The organism is Kitasatospora cystarginea (genome assembly GCF_039533515.1).
Taxonomy (GTDB): Bacteria; Actinomycetota; Actinomycetes; order Streptomycetales; family Streptomycetaceae; genus Kitasatospora; species Kitasatospora cystarginea.
In genome coordinates, this window is the sequence record NZ_BAAATR010000054.1 from 25,241 (window position 1) to 42,610 (window position 17,370).

The 17,370-nt window shown below is 70.5% G+C and carries 19 protein-coding genes and 3 pseudogenes; 16 read left to right on the forward strand and 6 right to left on the reverse strand.

Going from position 1 to position 17,370, the window contains the following annotated elements; genetic code table 11:
* Nucleotides 1-156 precede the first annotated feature (156 nt).
* The 5 genes from ABD369_RS36000 to ABD369_RS36020 all read left to right on the forward strand — a co-directional run bounded on the left by ABD369_RS36000 (nucleotide 157) and on the right by ABD369_RS36020 (nucleotide 4,506).
* The gene (locus ABD369_RS36000) at nucleotides 157-354 is read left to right on the forward strand and encodes a DUF1360 domain-containing protein (protein WP_344640857.1); all 198 of its coding nucleotides are present in this window, start codon (nucleotides 157-159) and stop codon (nucleotides 352-354) included.
* On the forward strand, nucleotides 351-1,484 hold the full coding sequence (locus ABD369_RS36005) for an enolase C-terminal domain-like protein (protein WP_344640858.1): 1,134 nt from the start codon (nucleotides 351-353) through the stop codon (nucleotides 1,482-1,484). Before ABD369_RS36000 ends, ABD369_RS36005 begins: the two co-directional genes overlap by 4 nt.
* Before the next feature lie 180 nt (nucleotides 1,485-1,664).
* Complete coding sequence (locus ABD369_RS36010) at nucleotides 1,665-3,428, forward strand: glycoside hydrolase family 15 protein (protein WP_344640859.1); 1,764 nt, start codon at nucleotides 1,665-1,667, stop codon at nucleotides 3,426-3,428.
* A gap of 135 nt (nucleotides 3,429-3,563) precedes the next feature.
* Nucleotides 3,564-4,373, forward strand: a complete 810-nt coding sequence (locus ABD369_RS36015; protein WP_344640860.1) for a TIGR03557 family F420-dependent LLM class oxidoreductase — start codon at nucleotides 3,564-3,566, stop codon at nucleotides 4,371-4,373.
* Nucleotides 4,336-4,506, forward strand: a complete 171-nt coding sequence (locus tag ABD369_RS36020) for a hypothetical protein (protein WP_344640861.1) — start codon at nucleotides 4,336-4,338, stop codon at nucleotides 4,504-4,506. Before ABD369_RS36015 ends, ABD369_RS36020 begins: the two co-directional genes overlap by 38 nt.
* Before the next feature lie 161 nt (nucleotides 4,507-4,667).
* Here ABD369_RS36020 and ABD369_RS36025 read toward each other — a convergent pair whose 3' ends face one another.
* Nucleotides 4,668-4,943 carry a hypothetical protein gene (locus tag ABD369_RS36025; RefSeq protein WP_344640862.1) on the reverse strand — a complete coding sequence of 92 codons (276 nt, stop codon included), beginning with the start codon at nucleotides 4,941-4,943 and terminating at the stop codon, nucleotides 4,668-4,670.
* Between the two features lie 224 nt (nucleotides 4,944-5,167).
* On the opposite strand from ABD369_RS36025, the gene ABD369_RS36030 reads away from it, so the two are divergent.
* From ABD369_RS36030 to ABD369_RS36070, 9 genes and pseudogenes are all read left to right on the forward strand, one after another.
* Nucleotides 5,168-6,247: an SDR family oxidoreductase gene (locus ABD369_RS36030; protein ID WP_344640863.1), complete on the forward strand. Its 1,080-nt coding sequence runs from the start codon at nucleotides 5,168-5,170 to the stop codon at nucleotides 6,245-6,247.
* Between the two features lies 1 nt (nucleotide 6,248).
* Nucleotides 6,249-6,571: pseudogene (locus ABD369_RS36035) on the forward strand (plasmid stabilization protein).
* 374 nt (nucleotides 6,572-6,945) lie between these two features.
* Nucleotides 6,946-7,449, forward strand: coding sequence for a hypothetical protein (locus ABD369_RS36040; RefSeq protein ID WP_344640864.1), 504 nt, complete (start codon nucleotides 6,946-6,948; stop codon nucleotides 7,447-7,449).
* The gene (locus ABD369_RS36045) at nucleotides 7,446-7,763 is read left to right on the forward strand and encodes a monovalent cation/H+ antiporter complex subunit F (RefSeq protein ID WP_344640865.1); all 318 of its coding nucleotides are present in this window, start codon (nucleotides 7,446-7,448) and stop codon (nucleotides 7,761-7,763) included. Before ABD369_RS36040 ends, ABD369_RS36045 begins: the two co-directional genes overlap by 4 nt.
* Complete coding sequence (locus ABD369_RS36050) at nucleotides 7,760-8,092, forward strand: cation:proton antiporter (RefSeq protein WP_344640866.1); 333 nt, start codon at nucleotides 7,760-7,762, stop codon at nucleotides 8,090-8,092. Before ABD369_RS36045 ends, ABD369_RS36050 begins: the two co-directional genes overlap by 4 nt.
* Nucleotides 8,089-8,370, forward strand: a complete 282-nt coding sequence (locus ABD369_RS36055) for a Na(+)/H(+) antiporter subunit B (protein WP_344640867.1) — start codon at nucleotides 8,089-8,091, stop codon at nucleotides 8,368-8,370. Before ABD369_RS36050 ends, ABD369_RS36055 begins: the two co-directional genes overlap by 4 nt.
* Nucleotides 8,367-9,113 carry an MnhB domain-containing protein gene (locus ABD369_RS36060; protein WP_344640868.1) on the forward strand — a complete coding sequence of 249 codons (747 nt, stop codon included), beginning with the start codon at nucleotides 8,367-8,369 and terminating at the stop codon, nucleotides 9,111-9,113. The genes ABD369_RS36055 and ABD369_RS36060 overlap by 4 nt, the downstream gene beginning before the upstream one ends.
* Nucleotides 9,114-9,461 (forward strand): sodium:proton antiporter, encoded by a 348-nt coding sequence (locus ABD369_RS36065; protein ID WP_344640869.1) that lies wholly within the window; start codon nucleotides 9,114-9,116, stop codon nucleotides 9,459-9,461.
* A 1-nt stretch (nucleotide 9,462) separates the two neighbouring features.
* Nucleotides 9,463-10,149, forward strand: a complete 687-nt coding sequence (locus ABD369_RS36070) for a hypothetical protein (RefSeq protein WP_344640870.1) — start codon at nucleotides 9,463-9,465, stop codon at nucleotides 10,147-10,149.
* A 315-nt stretch (nucleotides 10,150-10,464) separates the two neighbouring features.
* On the opposite strand, the gene ABD369_RS36075 is transcribed toward ABD369_RS36070, so the two are convergent.
* From ABD369_RS36075 to ABD369_RS36090, 4 genes and pseudogenes are all read right to left on the reverse strand, one after another.
* Nucleotides 10,465-10,620 carry a DUF6131 family protein gene (locus tag ABD369_RS36075; protein ID WP_344640871.1) on the reverse strand — a complete coding sequence of 52 codons (156 nt, stop codon included), beginning with the start codon at nucleotides 10,618-10,620 and terminating at the stop codon, nucleotides 10,465-10,467.
* 333 nt (nucleotides 10,621-10,953) lie between these two features.
* A pseudogene (locus ABD369_RS36080) lies at nucleotides 10,954-11,142 on the reverse strand (IS3 family transposase); the annotation flags it as partial.
* A 325-nt stretch (nucleotides 11,143-11,467) separates the two neighbouring features.
* Entirely contained in the window at nucleotides 11,468-12,538 is a 1,071-nt protein-coding gene (locus tag ABD369_RS36085) for an SRPBCC family protein (protein ID WP_344640872.1), read from the reverse strand.
* Nucleotides 12,539-12,541: 3 nt separating this feature from the next.
* On the reverse strand, nucleotides 12,542-13,423 hold the full coding sequence (locus ABD369_RS36090) for a histone protein (protein ID WP_344640873.1): 882 nt from the start codon (nucleotides 13,421-13,423) through the stop codon (nucleotides 12,542-12,544).
* Between the two features lie 480 nt (nucleotides 13,424-13,903).
* On the opposite strand from ABD369_RS36090, the pseudogene ABD369_RS36095 reads away from it, so the two are divergent.
* Nucleotides 13,904-14,257, forward strand: a pseudogene (locus ABD369_RS36095) (gas vesicle protein GvpO); the annotation flags it as partial.
* A gap of 45 nt (nucleotides 14,258-14,302) precedes the next feature.
* Here the strand turns inward: ABD369_RS36095 and ABD369_RS36100 are convergent.
* Nucleotides 14,303-14,875 (reverse strand): hypothetical protein, encoded by a 573-nt coding sequence (locus ABD369_RS36100; RefSeq protein WP_344640876.1) that lies wholly within the window; start codon nucleotides 14,873-14,875, stop codon nucleotides 14,303-14,305.
* Between ABD369_RS36100 and ABD369_RS36105 the strand changes: the two genes are divergently transcribed.
* Nucleotides 14,849-16,972 (forward strand): SpoIIE family protein phosphatase, encoded by a 2,124-nt coding sequence (locus ABD369_RS36105; protein WP_344640874.1) that lies wholly within the window; start codon nucleotides 14,849-14,851, stop codon nucleotides 16,970-16,972. The genes ABD369_RS36100 and ABD369_RS36105 overlap by 27 nt on opposite strands.
* Nucleotides 16,973-17,370: the final 398 nt, after the last annotated feature.

The window sequence follows — 17,370 nt, forward strand, 5'->3', positions numbered from 1 at the left end:
CCCGCCGCGAGCTGCCGAACCCGAGCCCGTGGGCGGTCACCCTGCATGCGCTGGCCACCCACCAGCTCGGCTACCTGATCGCCAAGGACCCCGTCACCAGCCCGTCTCGCGCGCCGCTTCGAGGGCACCTCCGGTCCGGCCGAACTGGAGGAGGACATGTGCGGCGCTCGAGCCCGCAAGGCGATCAGCGAGCTGGTCAGCTGCCCATTCCGCGCCGGCCTGTGGGCCGCCGGGTCCGTCTTCGCCCCGCGCACAAGTCGGCTCGCCACCCCAACCCTGGCCGCCCTGGCCGCGGCCGACTTCCTACAGTTCGCGCGTGTGGCCGCCCAGCACGCAGCCGAGGAGACGCCATGACCTCCGGATCGACGCCGACCGTCGACGCCCTGCAGGTGTGGGTGCTTGATTTCCCCACCGACGCCCCGGAGGCCGACGGCACCGCCCACTGGGACACCACCACCATGGTCCTCGTGCGGGCGCTCTCGGAGAGCGCCCGCGGATACGGCTGGACCTACGGGTCCGCCGCCTGCGCACTCGTCATCACCGAACTGCTGGCAGACCACGTCGTGGGCCGCAGCGCCTTCGATGTACCAGCCGCCAACGAGGCCATGCACCGCGCGCTGCGCAACGCCGGACGCCCCGGCATCGGCGGCTACGCCCTGTCCGCCGTCGACATCGCCCTGTGGGACCTCAAGGCCCGCCTTCTCGAACTGCCCTTGGCCGACCTGCTCGGACGAGCCCGCGACGGTGTGCCCGTCTATGGCAGCGGCGGATTCACCAGCTACGACGGCCGGCAGATGGAAGTGCAGCTGCGCGGCTGGACCGAGAAGGACCGCATTCCCCGCGTCAAGATCAAGATCGGGGAGGAGTGGGGAACCCGCGAGGGACGGGACCTTGCCCGCATTCAGCGGGCCCGTGAGATCATCGGGCCCGGCGTGGAACTCTACGTGGACGCGAACGGCGCCTACTCCGCCAAACAGGCGATCCGGCTCGCCAAGCGCTTCGAGGACTCCGATGTGCGCTGGTTCGAGGAGCCCGTCTCCTCCGACGACCTCGCCGGCCTGGCCCGGGTCCGCGCAGCCATCACAGCGGACGTCGCCGCCGGCGAATACGGCTTCACCCTGCCCTACTTCGCCGCCATGGCCCCCACGGTCGACTGCCTGCAGGCCGATGCCACCCGCTGCGGCGGCATCACCGTGTGGCTCCGCGCGGCCGCTCTGGCCCAGGCCCATGGCCTGGAGCTGTCCGGCCACTGCGCCCCGCACGTCCACGCCCACGCCTCGGCCGCCGTGCCCAACCTGCGCCACCTGGAATGGTTCCACGACCATGTCCGCATCGAGAACCTCCTCTTCGACGGAACCCTCGACCCCGCGGGCGGCGAGCTCCATCCCGGCGCGGACGACACGCCCGGCCACGGCGTGGTCCCCCGCAACGACGTGCTCGAACGCCACAGCCGCACCGCCTACGCAGGACCGGCCAACAACTGATAGTCACCGAACCTGCAACACCACGGTCGGCAAGCCGAAGCTGCTTATCCCCGCAGGAGTCAGTCTTGATCACTACGCGCCCGGCCAACCCGCCCCCGCGCCCGGCCACTCCACCCCGGCGCCACGCCCGCTCCCCCAGCCGCCAGCACGACCACGACCGACCACCACAGGGAGAACCGAGTGCCTCACCCCACTGGCCCCCCGAACCCGCACGCGCTACGTGACTACGCTCTGCTGGCCGACGGTCGGCGCGGGGCCCTCGTGGGGCCGCGCGGCGACATCGTGTGGATGTGCGCGCCAGCCTGGGACAGCGACGCCGTCTTCGCCGGCTTGATCGGCGGGCCCGGCTGGTTCACCGTCACCCCCACCGGCCCGTACGTGTGGGGCGGCTACTACGAGGCCGGCAGCCTGATCTGGCGCAGCCGCTGGGTCACCCCCGGCGGCATCGTCGAATGCCGCGAAGCCCTCGCCCACCCCGGCCAGGCACACCGCGCAGTGGTTCTGCGCCGGATCACGGCCGTGGACGGCCCGGCCGAGTTGGCGGTGGGGCTGCAGGTGGCCGCCGGATTCGGCGAGCACCCGCTGCGGAAGATCAAGCGGGACGAACATGGGCACTGGACGGCGCGTGCCGGCGACCTGCACCTGCGCCTGACCGGCCTGCCTCACGCGAAGGCCGACGAGAGCGGCGGCCATCCGCAGGTGCACGCCGTACTCCGGCTGGAACCGGGTGACCATCACGATCTCCTCCTGGAGTTCTCCGACCGGCCGCTGGAGCAGCCGGAGCCGGCCCGGGATCTGTGGCGGGCGACCGAGACGGCGTGGGCCGAGCAGGTGCCCGATCTCGCGGGCATGCTCGGTCGGCGCGACGCCCGGCACGCGTATGCGGTGCTGCGCGGGATGACCGGCCCCGGTGGCGGCACCGTGGCCGCGGCGACCACCAGCCTCCCGGAGCGGGCGGAGCAGGGCCGCAACTACGACTACCGGTACGTGTGGATCCGCGACCAGGGCTACATCGGCCAGGCCGTGGCCGCCGCCGGGCTGCACCCGCTCCTGGACGACTCGGTGCGGTTCGTCACCGCCCGCCTCTTCGAACACGGCCCCCGTCTCGCGCCCGCCTACACTGCCGCCGGCGGCCCTGTCCCGGATCCGCGCACCCTGGACCTGCCCGGCTACCCGGGCGGGTTCGACGTGGTCGGCAACCGCGTCAACCGGCAGTTCCAGCTCGACGGCTTCGGGGAGAGCCTGCTGCTGCTCGCCGCGGCCGCCCGCCACGACATGCTGGACGCCGCGGGCTGGGGTGCCGCTCGGATCGCCGCCGACGCGATCGCCGCCCGCCACGGCGAACGCGACGCCGGGATCTGGGAACTCCACCCGGACCGGTGGGCGCACAGCCGGCTGACCTGCGCGGCCGGGCTGCGCGCCATCGCCACCGCACACCCGGCGGCGGGCCGCGGCCTCGCGGCCAACTGGGAGGCGCTCGCGGATCGGATCACCGCCGAGGCCGACCGTGACTGCCTGCACCCCACGGGCCGCTGGCAGCGGTCCCCGGCCGACCCCGGCGTGGACGCCTCACTGCTGCTGCCGGCCCTGCGCGGCGCGCTGCCCGCCGATGACCCCCGTACCCGCGCCACCCTCGACGCCGTGCTGGCCGACCTTGGCCAGGACCACTACTGCTACCGGTTCCGCCACGACCAGCGCCCGCTCGAGGACGCCGAGGGCGCGTTCCTGCTGTGCGGCTTCCTCGTCGCCCTCGCCCAGCACCAGCAGGGCAACGCCGTCGAAGCGGTGCGCTGGTTCGAACGCAACCGCGCCGCCTGCGGACCACCCGGGCTGTACGCGGAGGAGTTCGACATCGCCCAGCGTCAGCTGCGCGGCAACCTTCCCCAGACCTTCGTCCACGCCTTGATGCTCGAAGCCGCCGTTCGCCTGGTGGCCGATCTCTGACCGGCAGGGGCCGAAGGTGTCGAATCGGGCCGATAAGGCAGTCGCCCGATGGCCCTGGACGGTGTCCTGGTCGCGTAACCCGGTGTCCCCTGGGCGGCGGCCGGGTAGCCGCGCAGCCGAAGGGAGCACGAAGCGATGACCGAGTACGGTTACTTCCTGTCCTGCGAGGAGTTCACCCCTGCCGAGCTGCTTGACCAGGCCCGGCGCGCCGGGCAGGCGGGCTTCACCCGTCTGGCGATCTCCGACCACTTCCATCCGTGGAACGACGCCCAGGACAACAGCCCCTTCGTCTGGTCGATGATCGGCGCTCTGTCCCAGACCACCAACCTGCCCGTCACCACCCTGGTCACCTGCCCGACGATCCGCCTGCACCCGGCGGTGACCGCGCAGGCGGCGGCCACATCCAGCATCCTGCTGGGCGACCGCTTCGCCCTGGGCGTCGGCACCGGCGAGGCGCTGAACGAGCACGTCCACGGGGACCGGTGGCCGTCCTTCGCCGAGCGAGCCGACATGCTGGAGGAGGCGATCGGCGTGATGCGGGAGCTGTTCACAGGCCGGCCGGTCAGCCACCGCGGCCGCCACTACACCGTGGACAACGCCCGCCTCTACACCACGCCCGAGCGGCCCCTGCCGATCCATGTCTCCGGGTTCGGGCCGAACGCGGCCGAGCTGGCCGGCCGGGCCGGCGACGGCTTCGTCACCATGACCCCCGACGGTGACCTCGCCGAGGCGTTCCGCCGCGGTGGCGGCGTGGGCAAGCCGGTGGTCGGCGGTGTGAAGGTCTGCTGGAGCAGCGACCAAGACAAGGCCGTCGACACCGTCCACCGAGCTGCTGCCCGGCGAACTCGCCCAGCTCCTGCCCACTCCCGCACATTTCGAACAGGCCAGCCAGCTGGTCACCCGCGAGATGGTCGCCGACGCCGTCACCTGCGGCGACGACCCTGATGAGCACGCACAGACCATCCAGGCCTACACCGATGCCGGCTTCGACGAGGTGTACGTCGGCCAGATCGGCCCCGACCAGGAAGCCTTCTTCGACGCCTACCGGCAGCACGTCCTGCCCGCCCTGCGATCCTGACCGCCGCGGCCCGACCGTTTCGCCACCGCGATGAGGACGGACACAGACAAGGAAACGACGGCTCAGTGTGGTTGTGGGAGCATGACCGAACGCGGTCGAGGTCGGCGGGACAAGCGGTCGCATCGTCGCCCGGATGCGCGACGCCGCCGCGCAGCGCTGTGTCACGGAAGGTCGAGATGGGCGAAGTGTGGCGCGCCGTCTTCGTGCAGGTGGAGGGTGACGTCCAGGGGTGGTTGGAGCCAGCGCACGACCTGGTCGGGCACGCGACCATCGCGTGCGGTGACAAGGTGCCCCGGCAGGCGCTCGGCGATCGCCCGGGCCTGCTCCTGGTCGAGTTCGGCGGTGACCGCGCGATGGTCGCCCCAGACAACCAGCAGGCGCCTGGGCTGCTCGAGCGGGCCGAGAACACCAACGACAGCGGCGGGCTGCGGCTCCAACGGCGGTCCTTCCCGTACACGCGCGGCTGGGCAACATCCAGCCCAGGGGCTCACCCGTTGATGATGCCCCTGGCGAATCCCGCGTGCCATCCCGTCGGTATCCCGCGTTGCATGGCAGCGAAAGCCGGCCCCCGGGCCGGGCCGGGACGTGTGGAGCTGCGGGAGGCGGGGCGGCCCGGCCCGGACGGAGGTTTGCATCCGCGCTGAGCGGACAGTCGCCTCGCATGACATCCCATATCCACACCGTGCGCACCGTGGTGGTCACCGGTGCCAGCGGCGGCATCGGCCGGGCGAGCGCCGCCGCCTTCGCGGCCCGCGGTGACCGTCTCGCGCTGATCGCCCGCGGCCGCGGCGGCCTCGAGGCCGCGGTACGGCAGGCCGAGCAGGCCGGCGCGGCGAAGGTCGTCGCGATCACGACGGACGTCGCCGACCCCGACGCCGTCGAGGCCGCCGCGCAGCGCGCGGAGGACGAGCTCGGGCCGATCGACGTGTGGGTCAACGACGCGTTCGCCTCCGTGTTCGCCCCGTTCACCGAGATCACCCCCGAGGAGTTCCGGCGAGTCACCGAGGTCTCCTATCTGGGGTACGTGTACGCCACGCGGGCGGCTCTGAAGCGGATGCTGCCTCGCGACCGGGGCGTGATCGTGCAGGTCGGTTCGGCGATCGCCTATCGGGGCATCCCGCTGCAGAGCGCCTACAGCGGCGCCAAGCACGCCCTCCAGGGTTGGCATGAGGCGCTGCGATGCGAGCTGCTGGCCTCCGGGACCCGGGTACGCACGACGATGGTGCAGATGCCGGCGGTGAACACCCCGCAGTTCGACTGGGTGCGCTCCCGGCTGCCCGAGCGGGCGCAGCCGGTGCCGCCGATCTACCAGCCGGAGGTCGCCGCCCGCGCGGTGCTCTTCGCAGCCGATCACCCGGGGCGGCGCGAGTACTGGGTCGGCGGCAGCACGGTGGCCACGCTGCTCGCGAACGCGGTCGCGCCCGCCCTGTTGGACCGGTACCTGGCACGCACCGGTTTCGCGTCGCAGCAGAGCGGCGAGCGCCGGCGCGCCGATGCCCCGGACAACCTGTTCACACCGGTCGACAACTGGCAGGACTTCGGGGCCCACGGACGCTTCGACGACCAAGCACGCACCCGAAGCGTGCAGCAGTGGGCCGCCCAGCGCCTCGGGATGCTGGGCGGGGGCCTGTGGCGGGCAACCGGGCGGGTGACGGGTTTGCGACCGGGACCATGCGGGTTCGCATCCGGGCTGCGGGGCAGACGCGCCCCGCGGGTCCGAGCACAGCGAAGGAGCGTGTGACATGCCACGCGAATCGAGCCCCAAGCGGGAACGACAGTACGAGCACATCAGGGACAGCGCGCTGGAGCGCGGTGAGAGCGAGAAGCGGGCCAAGGAGATCGCCGCCCGCACCGTCAACAAGGAACGCGCCCGGCACGGTGAGTCGAAGACCGCCACCCGCAGCTCGGTGAAGGACATCTCCTCCAGCCGACGCGGCGGCCAGCACTCCCACAGCGGCTCCCAGGGCCCACCTACGAGCAGCTGTACAACGAGGCCAAGCAGCGCAACGTCCAGGGCCGCTCAAAGATGAACAAGAAGCAGCTCGCCAACGCCCTCGGCCGCTAGAAGGCCTTGGGCTGGAAGGAGTGGTACGCGATGGCCTCCATCCCGGTCCCGCCGGATCCCGACGTCGCCCCGATGCCGCCTGTTCCGCCGGTGCCACCCGAGCCGCCTGCGCCCCCGGTGCCGCCGGACCCGCTGGCGCCGCCCGGCTCGCCGCCACCCGGCCCGCCGACGCCGCCCGGTCGGCCGGGCGGGCCCGAGCCCGGTCCGCCGACACACCCGAAGCCCCCCGAGCCGGGCCGTCCCCGTCCGCAGGAGCCGCCCGACTGAACCACACCGCGGCTTGCCAGTACCGAAGGCGCTCGGCTGTCCGGGTGACGGACGGCGCGGCGGTCGTGCCGGAAGGGTGCCCACCCACAGCGGGTCGAAGAATGACGGTGAGTCAGATCTTCCGGAGCTGCGCGGTGGAAGGGAGGGGACGCGTGGTGCGCGGTGCGGTGGTGGAGAGCGCGGTGCGGTTCGGCGTGCTGGCAGGTGTGACGGTGGTGTCGATCAGTTCGGTCTCCCCGGTCGAGCTGCTGGTGGCCGCCGTCGCCGCGGCCGGCGGGGCATTCGCCGCGCGGCGTCTGCGGCTGGCCGCCGGCGTCGCCCCGGGCGGTGCCCAGGGCGCCGTGCGGGCTGCGGTACTGGTGCCGGCCGGCGTAGTGCGCGGCTGTGGCGTGCTCACCTCCGCTCTGGTATCGGGATCGCGGAGGGCCGGTTTCGGGCGGATCCTCCTGCGAGAGGGGGTTGGTGCGGGCTGGGCCGGTGTGCTGCTGGCCGCCTCGCCGGACACCTGCGTCGTGGAGATCCCTGAGCCGGGCGAGGTGTTGGTCCACGAGCTCGGCCCGGGGCCGGGACCGGTGGATGGCGTGGTCGCCGACGCGGAGGGCGCACCGTGAACGCGTGGGCCGCGGCCGCCCTGGTCCTGCTGGCGGCTGCGATGCCGGTGTGTCTGTGGGTGGCGGCCCGGGGCAGCGCGGTGCGACGCCTGGCGGGTGTCTGCCTGTTGTCCACCGCGGTGGGCGCGGTGTTCCTGGTGCTGCCGCAGGCCTACCAGCGCTCTTCCTACCAGGACCTGGCCCTGATGCTCGCGGTGCTGTCCCCGGCGGGCACGCTCGTCTTCACCCGCTTCGTGGTCGGCCACAGCTACGAACACGACAGCACCGGCGCGCACCGCCACGGCAGCGGGAGTGGGAGCGGGAGTGGGGTATGACGGACAGCCACGTGTTGTGGATCGAAGGGAGGATGATGGCAGGTCACGTGCTGGTGCTGGTGCTGCTGTGGGCGGGGGTCGCGTTCGTACTGCTGTCCGTGGTGGCACTGGCGCGCTTTGGGGACACGTTCTTGCGGCTGCACGCGCTCGCGCCGGCCGCGTGCGCGGGGGTGCCGCTGATCGCGGCGGCGGTGGCCGCCGATCAGGGCGCGGGACGAGCCGCGGTGAAGACGCTGCTGATCGGCCTGCTGTTTGCTGCCGGTGGCACGGTGACCACGATCGCCCTGGGCAAGGCCTCCTGGCAGGCCGAGCGGCGGGAGCGGGAGTGAGCGAGTGGCTGGTCGGCGTGGCGGTCGCGTTCGTGGTGCTCGCGGCCACCGTAGCGGCGCTCTGCCGGGACCCGGCCCGCCAGGCCGTGATGCTGGCCGTCCTGGGGCTCGGCCTGTCTGTGCTGTTCGCGGTGCTGCAGGCTCCCGACGTGGCGCTCTCCCAGCTGGCGGTCGGCACCGCGCTGACCCCGCTGCTGATCCTCCTCACCGTCCGTAAGGTGACCCGGCGCCCCACGAGCGGCGGCGACGACGGTGACGGCAAGGACCAGAGCCGGTGACCGCCCGCACCCGGCTGGTGATGTTCCTGGTCGCCACCACGGTGATCGCGGCCTTCTTCACCGCCGCCTGCACCGAGGTACCGCGCTTCGGCTCCGACTTCCACCCATACGGCCAGCGTGCGGTGACGGCGGCGCTCGCCCACCGCACGGCGAACGTCGTCTCCTCGGTCAACTTCGACATCCGAGCGTTCGACACTCTCGGCGAGGAGTCGATCCTATTCACCACCGTGCTCGGCGCCACCCTGCTGTTGCGTCTGGCCCGGGACGAGCGAGAGCACCCACCGGCAGCGGAGCGGGTGCTGCCCACCACCCGGCTGTTCGGCACGGTGCTTATGCCCATCACCCTGGTTGTCGGGGTGTACATCGTCGCGCACGGGCAGCTTTCGCCCGGCGGCGGATTCCAGGGCGGCGTGGTGCTGGCCACCGCCCTGCACCTGGCCTACGTCGCCGCCGACTACCGCGTACTGGAGAGGATCCGCCCGCTCACGGTACTCGACGTGGCCGACTCCCTGGCAGCGGCCTCCTTCACGATCATCGGGCTGGCCGGCCTGATCGCGGGTGGCGCGTTCCTGAAGAACGTGCTGCCGCTGGGCACGTTCAACCAGATCACCTCCGGCGGCACCCTGCCGGTGCTGAACGCCGCCGTCGGCGTCGAGGTCGCCTCCGGGCTGATCGTCCTGCTCGCGCACTTCCTCGACCAGGCCGTCGAGATCACCGATTCCGATAGTCAGGAGGCGCACTGAATGGGGATCTGGGTCTACCTGGCCGCCGGCTGGGTCCTTCTCGTCGCCCTCTACGGCCTGGTCACCAGCCGCAATCTCATCCACGCCATCGGCTGCCTCGCCGTCGCCCAGTCCTCCACCTACCTACTGCTCCTCGCCGTCGGCTACCGGCGCGGCGCGACCGCCCCCGTCTACTCCGACCTCATCCCCGGCACGCGGCCGGTCGTCGACCCCGTCGTGCAAGCCCTGGCCCTGACCGACGTCGTCGTCGGCGCCACCGTCACCGCCCTGCTGCTCGCCCTGACCATCCAGCTGCGCAAACGCCACCACACCGTCGACCCACAGGGCCTCACCGGCCTCAAAGGCTGACATGGCATCCGGGAACCTGCTGCCGCTGGCCGTGGCCATCCCGCTGCTGGGCGCCGCGTTCCTCGCCGTCGCCGGCCGCCGCCTGCCGCGCCTTGGTTGCGACGCCTTGGCCACCACCATCGCCACCCTGGAGGTGGTGTGCCTGACCCTGCTCTGGACTCGCACCGGCAGCGTTGCCACAGCCCGGCTGGGCGGCTGGGCCGCTCAGGTGGGGATCGTATTGATCGCCGATCCGATCGGTGCGGGCCTGGCCCTGCTGGTCGCCGTCCTCGTCCTCGCCGTGGTCGTCTACTCCTGGCGGTACTTCGAGGAACCCGCGGGCGAACGCGCCGGGATCTTCCCCGCGCTCCTGCTGCTGTTCGAGGCGGGCATGGCCGGCTTCGCCCTCACCGGCGACCTGTTCAACGCCTTCGTCTTCTTCGAGCTCATGGGCGCCGCCGCGTACGCGCTGACCGGCTACCGCATCGAGGACCCCCGTCCCCTGCAGGGGGCACTCACCTTCGGCATCGTGGATTGGGTCGAGGCCATCGTGCGGGCCCGCCACGGCCCCGTATCGCGGCAGAATTCGAGCGCGAGCCGGTATGGGCCCGTGACTTCGCCGACCTCTCGTATGAGGGCCGACGGCTGTTCAGTGAACTGTTCGGGACCTTCCTGCTCGTCCTGGCCGGTGGCGGAGCCGCGGTCCTGAAGGCAGTCACCCACGGTCAGATCGGGCGCGGCGCCGCTGTGACAGCGCCGGGGCTGACCGTGTTGGCCGTGATCCTCTTCATGGGAGCGGTCTCCGGTGCGCACGCCCACATCCTGCGCGGCCCCGGCGGATCCCGAGCCGCGCCGCCCAGGGCGCACTTCGACCACCCACCACCAAGCACCGCTGACGGGGGTCACAGTGACGCCACATGCCCGCGCATCGCCTCGTCGAAGTCGAGCGATTGCGCCGGGGCGGGCGGCTCCCCGCTTGCATGAGCGGTTCGCGCGTCTGCTGGGGCCGGGGCTTGGCGGTGTGTCACCAGTAGTGGCGGCGGCCGCCGACGGCGTGTCCCACCAATCCCAGGATCCACAAAATGGCCCCGATGACCAGCAGGACGATCCCGATCATCCACAGGAAGCCGAGGTGGAGCAGAAACCCGACGACAAGCAGGATGATTCCGAGGACGATCATGGTGTCCTCCGATCTCGCAGACAACTCTAGCCACACATCTTTCCCGCAGTGGCCTGGGCAAACGACTGAGGGCGGGTCCCGTGCGCTCACTTTTGCGGGATCTGGGCCGCGATCCGGCTGTGTCGGTCGCCTCGGTGTCCTGCTCTCGCGAAGCCTAACCCGCGAGTGCAGCTCCGACGGACACTGGGCACCGGGCCTGCCTGCCCGGTACCTGTTGTCGAGGGCGGCTGTCCGCAGCACGCTGCACAGGGTGTCCCAGTGACGACGGTCAGGGGTTCACGCTGAAGGGGTCTGGAGTTGCCCCGGTCTGACAGACACAGATGGGCTTGCGGGCTATGCGACCGCGTAGAGCACTCTATGTGGCGTCTTCGCGGTGTGACGGCGTTCGAACTCGGCGGGGCTGAGCTGGCCGTTCGCCGAATGGCGACGCCGGGGGTTATAGAAGCCCTCGATGTAGGCGAAGAGGGCCTGCTCAGCGTGATGGCGGGTGGGGAAGGTGGTGCGGTCGATGAGTTCCGTTTCCCGGGCTACGTGGGTTTCCGGATCGCCGCAGGTGTTGATCTGGACGGTAGGGCCACAGCGCCGGGGTGGGGGCGTACAGCACGTCGTACAGGTCCAGTTGGACCGCCGGTCGTTGCCTTCGGCCGTTGGGTCCAGGGCCACTCTTGCCATCACGCCACGTCCACGAGCGCCCCACACTCAGGCCGACGCGCGGCACGTGGAGCGCCGAGCATCGGCCTGACTGGACCACGCTGTTGCCGAAACATCGGGTCAGTGCTGGTGCCGTGTGACTCGTGGCTTTGTTGCTAGGCTCGCGGCTGCGTATGAGCCGCCTGAGGAGGCCGACTCATCTCTGGTCCTCCTCATCCTCATAGTCCTCGTCCTCGTCGTCTTCCTGGCGCTCGCCGTCCTCCGCATCCTCCTCTTCGTCGGCTTCTCCGCCGTCGTCGTACTCTTCTTCCTCCTCTTCGTCGGCTTCCTCGTCTCCGTCGTCGTACTCTTCTTCCTCCTCGTCTTCGGCTTCCTCGTCTCCGTCGTCGTACTCGTCCTCAGGTTCGTCCTCGTCGTACTCGTCGTCGGGCTGTTCGTTCTGGTCTGCTTCCTCCTCTTCCATGGCCTCCTCGTGGGTGCGGACGACCTCCCCGTCGCGGATCTCGCCGCGCCAGCCCTTCGCCTCGTCGTTGCTGAGGGAGACATGCCGCTGGAAGTTCTTGAAGTCCAGGCGCAAACGGCGGCCCTGGGCTCGCCAGATGTTCCCGGTCTTCTCGAAGAGCCCCGAGGGGTAGTACTCCACAGCGAGAACGACGCGGGTGAGGGTCGGTGTCAGTTCGTGGAAGCTCACGGCCCCACGGGTACTGCCCTTGGCGCCTTGTGACGTCCACACGATGCGTTCGTCCGGCACCTGCTCCTGGACGGTTGCCTTGAAGCCGCGCTTCGAAGGCCCGACCTTGACCTTCCAGTCGGTGGTCACCTCGTCGACCTGCGAGACGTCCTGCACGCCCTTGGCGAACCCGCTGAAGTCCTGGTACTGCGTCCAGTGGTCGTACACGGTCCGCACCGGCAGGCCGATGTCGAGGACCTCGACCATGTTCATAACCTTCTTGCCAGCCTTGCGGCCGGCCTTGCCGCCGCCGAAGACACCCTTGAGCTTGTCGACGACCTTGTCCTTGACACTCTTGGCCTTCTCTGCCACGAACGCTTTGGGTGGTGATTCCCCCTGCAGGACGCGGCCGCCCACCTTGGGCAGCACACCACCGCTCTCCGCGACATCAGTGAGCTGGCCTGTGAGGTCTTTGACCTTGTTGCCGGCTTTCTCGACCAGGTGTTCCATCTGGGCGCCGAGGAATTTGACGGCTTCCCCTCGAAGCCGGTCGACGCCTGAGACCTCGGGGGGCTCCTGTTGTTCCGTCCTGGCCATGGCCTACCTCCGCCGGGTGGACCGCGCGGGTGCCTTGGCCGCGCTGCTCTTGCCCGCTGCGGTCCTCTCGACCGGGGCCTTCTTCGCCGGCGCGGCCGCCTTCGTTCCCGCAGCCTTGGTGGCGGCGGTCTTCGCGGGGGCGGCGCGTGTCGACGACCGCTTGGCCGGGGGCGCTGTCTTCGCGGGAGACTTCTTCGCCGCCGGAGTCGTCTTCTGCTCGCGAACCGAGGCCTTCTTCGCCGGCGTGCGTGCGGACGGCGACTTCGATGCGGCCTTGGAGGCGGTCGAAGCGGCGCGCCGGCGGGAGGGGCGCTCGTCGGCCGTGGGGGCGACGCGGCGGCGTGCAGGGCGCTCCCGATGCGGTTCTTCCTCCGGCTCCTCCTCTGCCTCGGCTTCGTCCTCTTCCTCTGGCGCCTCGTCTTCGGCTTCGTCCTCTTCCTCCGGTTCCTCCTCGTCCACGTACTCTTCTTCGTCCTCATCACCCTCCGACTCTTCGTCTTCGGGCTGCTCGTACTCTTCCTCCTCGTCGGATGGCTCTTCCTCTCCTTCTCCCTCTTCCTCCTGCGGCTTCGGTTTGCCGATGTTCAGCGTGCGCTCCCTGAGGGAGTCGGCGAACTGCCCGATACGGCGGTCGGCCGCGGCCGCCACGGCGTGCTTACCGGCTTCGAGCAGTTCTCCGCGGACCTGTTCGTTCAGCTCCGCCAGCTGCGGCACCTCGCCGAGCCGGCGGAGCCCCTCGGTGGCGAGCTGGCGCGGATCCAGCCCGAACCGGCGGCCGGCGAGATAGGTCGCAACGCCGAACGCAAGCCGGCCTTTCTTGGCTCGTCCGATCAGGTAGCCCCCGGCGACCGCAGCCGCAAGGGCAATTTTGGCGGTGTCTTTCATGAGGTCGTTCCTTCCGGCTCCTGTGCCCCTCCTGCCCAAGAGGCACAGGAGCCGGAGGAGCCTGGGCGAGACGGGTGTGCTGCCGAGAACCTGGGATCAGCAGCAGCTTTTCGTGGGCGCGCCTGCATATCTGCATAGGGGCCGCCGACCAGTCGCCACCCGGGCGAGCATGTGCCGCATCGAGGCGATCGGCTCACGCGCGCGGGCACACTGCGCGCGGGCTCGCAGGGCCCGCGTACCGGTGCGATTCTGCACTGGCGCTTCTACCACCAGTCTGGTCAACGCGGACGCTATTCGCATGCGGGGCGCTTCGAATCCCCACGTCGGCGGACCGGGGACGAGTGAGCCCTCAGACCTCACCAGGCGCAACCCGCCGAATATCATGAACTAGGCTGTGTTGGTGGGAAGTTCCGGAAAACACGGTACCAAGTAGCACGTCGTCTCCGAGCCCGGAAAGGAACATGGCCGCAGGCAATGACGATGGCGTCGGCGGAAGGGCTGCGTCGAGCAGCACGTCCGCAGCTCCTACCAGCGGCAGAATGTAGCCGAAGACCCACCGCGCAAAAGCGCCAGCACCGGCGGATCTCAGCGCCGAGGGCCATGGGCTACGCAGCCGAGCAGCTCGCACAACTCCTGGGCCGCGCACCAGAGTCCGTCTCGGCGCTCAAACCCATCGACGACGGCTGGCAGGCCGATGTGGAGGTGGTGGAACTGGAGCGCATCCCCGAGACGACCAGTGTGATGGCCAGGTATCGGGCAACGCTCGACGAGGAGGGCGAACTCGTGGCGTACGAGCGAATCCGCCGCTACACCCGTGGGCGGATCGACCGGCGCACCCGAGAGCCCGCTGTCCGGGCGGGCAGACAACCGCTCCGGCTGCTACGGCAGCTGTCGGGAGGCACCGTGACTGTACGGCAAGAGCAAGGGCGCGCTCAGCGGCGCCATCGAGGCTGTCACCGACTGCCTCCACCTTGGCCGCGGCAACGACGACGAGGACAAGGAACCCGCCCCGAAACGCGAGAGGCCCACCCGCCGGCCCGCCAGGCGCAGCAGCTCCTCGTTGCTGCGCTGGGAGCGGAGGTCGGCGATGGCCGGGAGGTTGAGCAGGTCGCGCAGGTCCTCGTCCGTGACCACCGGCGAGGCGTAGGTGGCGTACACGGTGACCGGCTCGCCCACCTTCACGGAGGCGACCAGATCGGCGATCCGGGCGGTCTCCAACGCCTCATTCCGCGAACACGCCGCCACCGCAAGATCCCGACGCCCACCCTTGAGCGACCACGACGCGGCGGTCGGCTCCAGCAACTCGATCGTCGGCACCAGCACCACGCGGCTCGTCTTCACCCTCATGATTCCGAGCGGCCACCCGCCGCGGCGTCCTCGTAGCATGGAGATACACGCGGCCTTCTTCGCGAAGTGGACATCGCCATGGCGGATGGCGAGGGCCTGGAACAAGGTCTGGTCCAAGATCTACTGGACCAGACGCTCACCGAGGCAGTGGAAACCCTCGGCGCGTCTTCAGGGGCCATCGTGCTGCTGGAGCACGGCGGCGAGGTACTGAGCCTTGAGGTGACGGCCGGGATCCCCCCGGAGTTCTTCAGCCCACTGCGGCACATGCGGCTGGCCACCGCGACTCCGGATCCGGTGCTCGAAGCAGTGCGCGAACGCCACCTGGTGTGGGTCAGCTCCAGCGAAGACCTGGCGCGCCGCTATCCGCACGTCGCCCTGCTCCTGCCGTATCCGCGGGCCCACGCCATCGTCCCGATCGCCACCGGGCACACTGCCTGGGGCGCCCTCGCGGTGCTGATGTCCCCCGAACGGTCGCCAGAGCTCAGCGCCTGCGAGCGCCGCACACTGACCACAGCCAGCGGTCGCATCGCGACGGTACTGCAACAGGCCGCCGACGCCGGAGCCCCCCTCCGGCCCGCATACGAGCCCCGATACATCCCCCTGACCAGCTCCGCCTCGGCCAACCCCCCGGCCGCATACCTCTCCCGCCTCCCCGACGGCGCGTGCTGCCTCGACCCACACGGACGGATCACCTTCATCGATGCCACCGCGGCCGACCTGCTGGGCGAGAGCATCCCTCACCTACTCGGCACCCGACTGCGGGAGGCGTTGCCGTGGCTGGACAATCCGGCCTACGAGCACCGGCTTCAGGATTCGGTCATCAGCCAACGGCCGACCTCGTTCACCGCGGTACGGCCACCCGACAGGCACCTACTGTTCCAGCTCTACCCTGACCGCACCGGCCTCAGCGTGCGGATCAATGCAACCGACGGCTCGCGCCCCGCGAAGGCACCGACCGATGGCGGCGCCGGGCTGGACCGTTTGAACACGATGCGTCATCTGGTACGCCTGGCCGGCGCCCTGGCGCAAGCGGCGACCGTCCGCGACATCGTCGAGCTGGTAGCCGATCATCTCCTGGTCCCCTTCCGAGCGCAGGGCTTCCTGCTCCTGATCCCCGAAGCTGGCCGAGTCCACGTCATCGGCCATCGCGGCTTCGCCCCCGAGGTGGTGGACTCCCTCGACCACACGCCCTTGACGGCGAACACTCCAAGCGTGCTGGGTCTGACTGCAGGAGTGCCGTCCTTCTTCGCCTCCCGGGAGGAATTCCGCGCGGCCTATCCGGTAAGCCCCGCCATCGACGGCGGCCTGGCCGCCTGGGCATTCCTGCCGCTGATCGCCTCCAAGCACCCCCTCGGCACGTGTGTGCTCGGCTACCAGCAGCCCCACCGCTTCACCTCCGACGAGCGCACCATCCTCACCACCCTCGGTGCCCTGATAGCACAAGCCCTGGACCGAGCTCGGCGATACGACGCCGAACATCAGCTCGCCCACGGACTCCAGGCGCGCCTGCTGCCCTACACGCTGCCGGAGATCCCCGGTCTGGACGTGGCCGCGCGTTACCTGCCCGCCAGCCACGGCGTGGACATCGGCGGCGACTTCTACGACCTCATCCGCCTGACGACTACCGAGGCCGCCGCGGTCATCGGCGACGTGCAGGGCCACAACGTCAGCGCCGCCGGGCTGATGGGCCAGGTCCGCACCGCCGTCCACGCCTACGCCGTCGCCGGCGCCACCCCCGGCGAGATCCTCGCCCGCACCAACAGGCTACTGACCGACCTTGACCCCGACCTGCTCACCAGCTGCCTGTACGCACACCTCGACCTCGCCCACCACAACACCCAGCTCGCCACCGCCGGACACCACCCGCCCTTCCTGCGCCACCCCGACCTGCACACCGAGATCCTCGACATACCGCCAGGACCCCTGCTGGGCGTGGATCCCTCAGCGTCCTACCCCACCACCGAAGTCGCCCTGCCCCCCACCACCGTCCTCGCCCTGTACACGGACGGACTCATCGAAACCCCCGGCACCGACCACGACACCAACATCACCAAGCTCGCGACAGTCCTCTCACACGCCGGCCACACCCTGGACAACATCGCCGATGCGCTCCTCGACCAAGCCCACCCATCCGGCAACCAGGGCGACGACACCGCCCTTCTACTCCTGCGCGTCCGCCCAACGCCACGCGCACCCTCGTAAACGCCACCGCCGGGCACGCCCGACCATCGGGCCACGCCGGCTTCGTCACTCGCCGCCCAGGCCAACCAGGCGCGCTATCGAGGGCCTGATCTGCGCGATGACGGCTTCGCCATTACGCCGTGCTCGGAACCGCTTCGCTGGCAGGTGCGGAGGGGTGAAAGTACTGATCCGCGGGCCGCACGGGTCTGTAAAAAAAGTTCGCTGGACAGACCCGGCCAAACCGGTGCACCCGCCGCGCGCCGTATCGCGGGTGTGTCGGATGTGTCAGCGAGTGCGGCGTCGGCTTACGCGCCGGAGCCGAACTGCGGAGACGGCCAGCGCGAGGATCAGCACGGCGACGCCGATGAACAGCAGGTAGAGCAGGCCCTTGGCGACGGCGCCGATGATGCCGAGCACGA

Bases quoted from the DNA above. Each gene is read 5' to 3' on its own strand.
- ABD369_RS36000 (WP_344640857.1), top strand. From the start codon at position 157: ATGTGCGGCGCTCGAGCCCGCAAGGCGATCAGCGAGCTGGTCAGCTGC.
- ABD369_RS36005 (WP_344640858.1), top strand. From the start codon at position 351: ATGACCTCCGGATCGACGCCGACCGTCGACGCCCTGCAGGTGTGGGTG.
- ABD369_RS36015 (WP_344640860.1), top strand. From the start codon at position 3,564: ATGACCGAGTACGGTTACTTCCTGTCCTGCGAGGAGTTCACCCCTGCC.
- ABD369_RS36070 (WP_344640870.1), top strand. From the start codon at position 9,463: ATGGCATCCGGGAACCTGCTGCCGCTGGCCGTGGCCATCCCGCTGCTG.
- ABD369_RS36085 (WP_344640872.1), bottom strand. From the start codon at position 12,538: ATGGCCAGGACGGAACAACAGGAGCCCCCCGAGGTCTCAGGCGTCGAC.
- ABD369_RS36065 (WP_344640869.1), top strand. From the start codon at position 9,114: ATGGGGATCTGGGTCTACCTGGCCGCCGGCTGGGTCCTTCTCGTCGCC.
- ABD369_RS36075 (WP_344640871.1), bottom strand. From the start codon at position 10,620: ATGATCGTCCTCGGAATCATCCTGCTTGTCGTCGGGTTTCTGCTCCAC.
- ABD369_RS36050 (WP_344640866.1), top strand. From the start codon at position 7,760: ATGACGGACAGCCACGTGTTGTGGATCGAAGGGAGGATGATGGCAGGT.
- ABD369_RS36020 (WP_344640861.1), top strand. From the start codon at position 4,336: ATGGTCGCCGACGCCGTCACCTGCGGCGACGACCCTGATGAGCACGCA.
- ABD369_RS36090 (WP_344640873.1), bottom strand. From the start codon at position 13,423: ATGAAAGACACCGCCAAAATTGCCCTTGCGGCTGCGGTCGCCGGGGGC.
- ABD369_RS36105 (WP_344640874.1), top strand. From the start codon at position 14,849: ATGGCGGATGGCGAGGGCCTGGAACAAGGTCTGGTCCAAGATCTACTG.
- ABD369_RS36030 (WP_344640863.1), top strand. From the start codon at position 5,168: ATGACATCCCATATCCACACCGTGCGCACCGTGGTGGTCACCGGTGCC.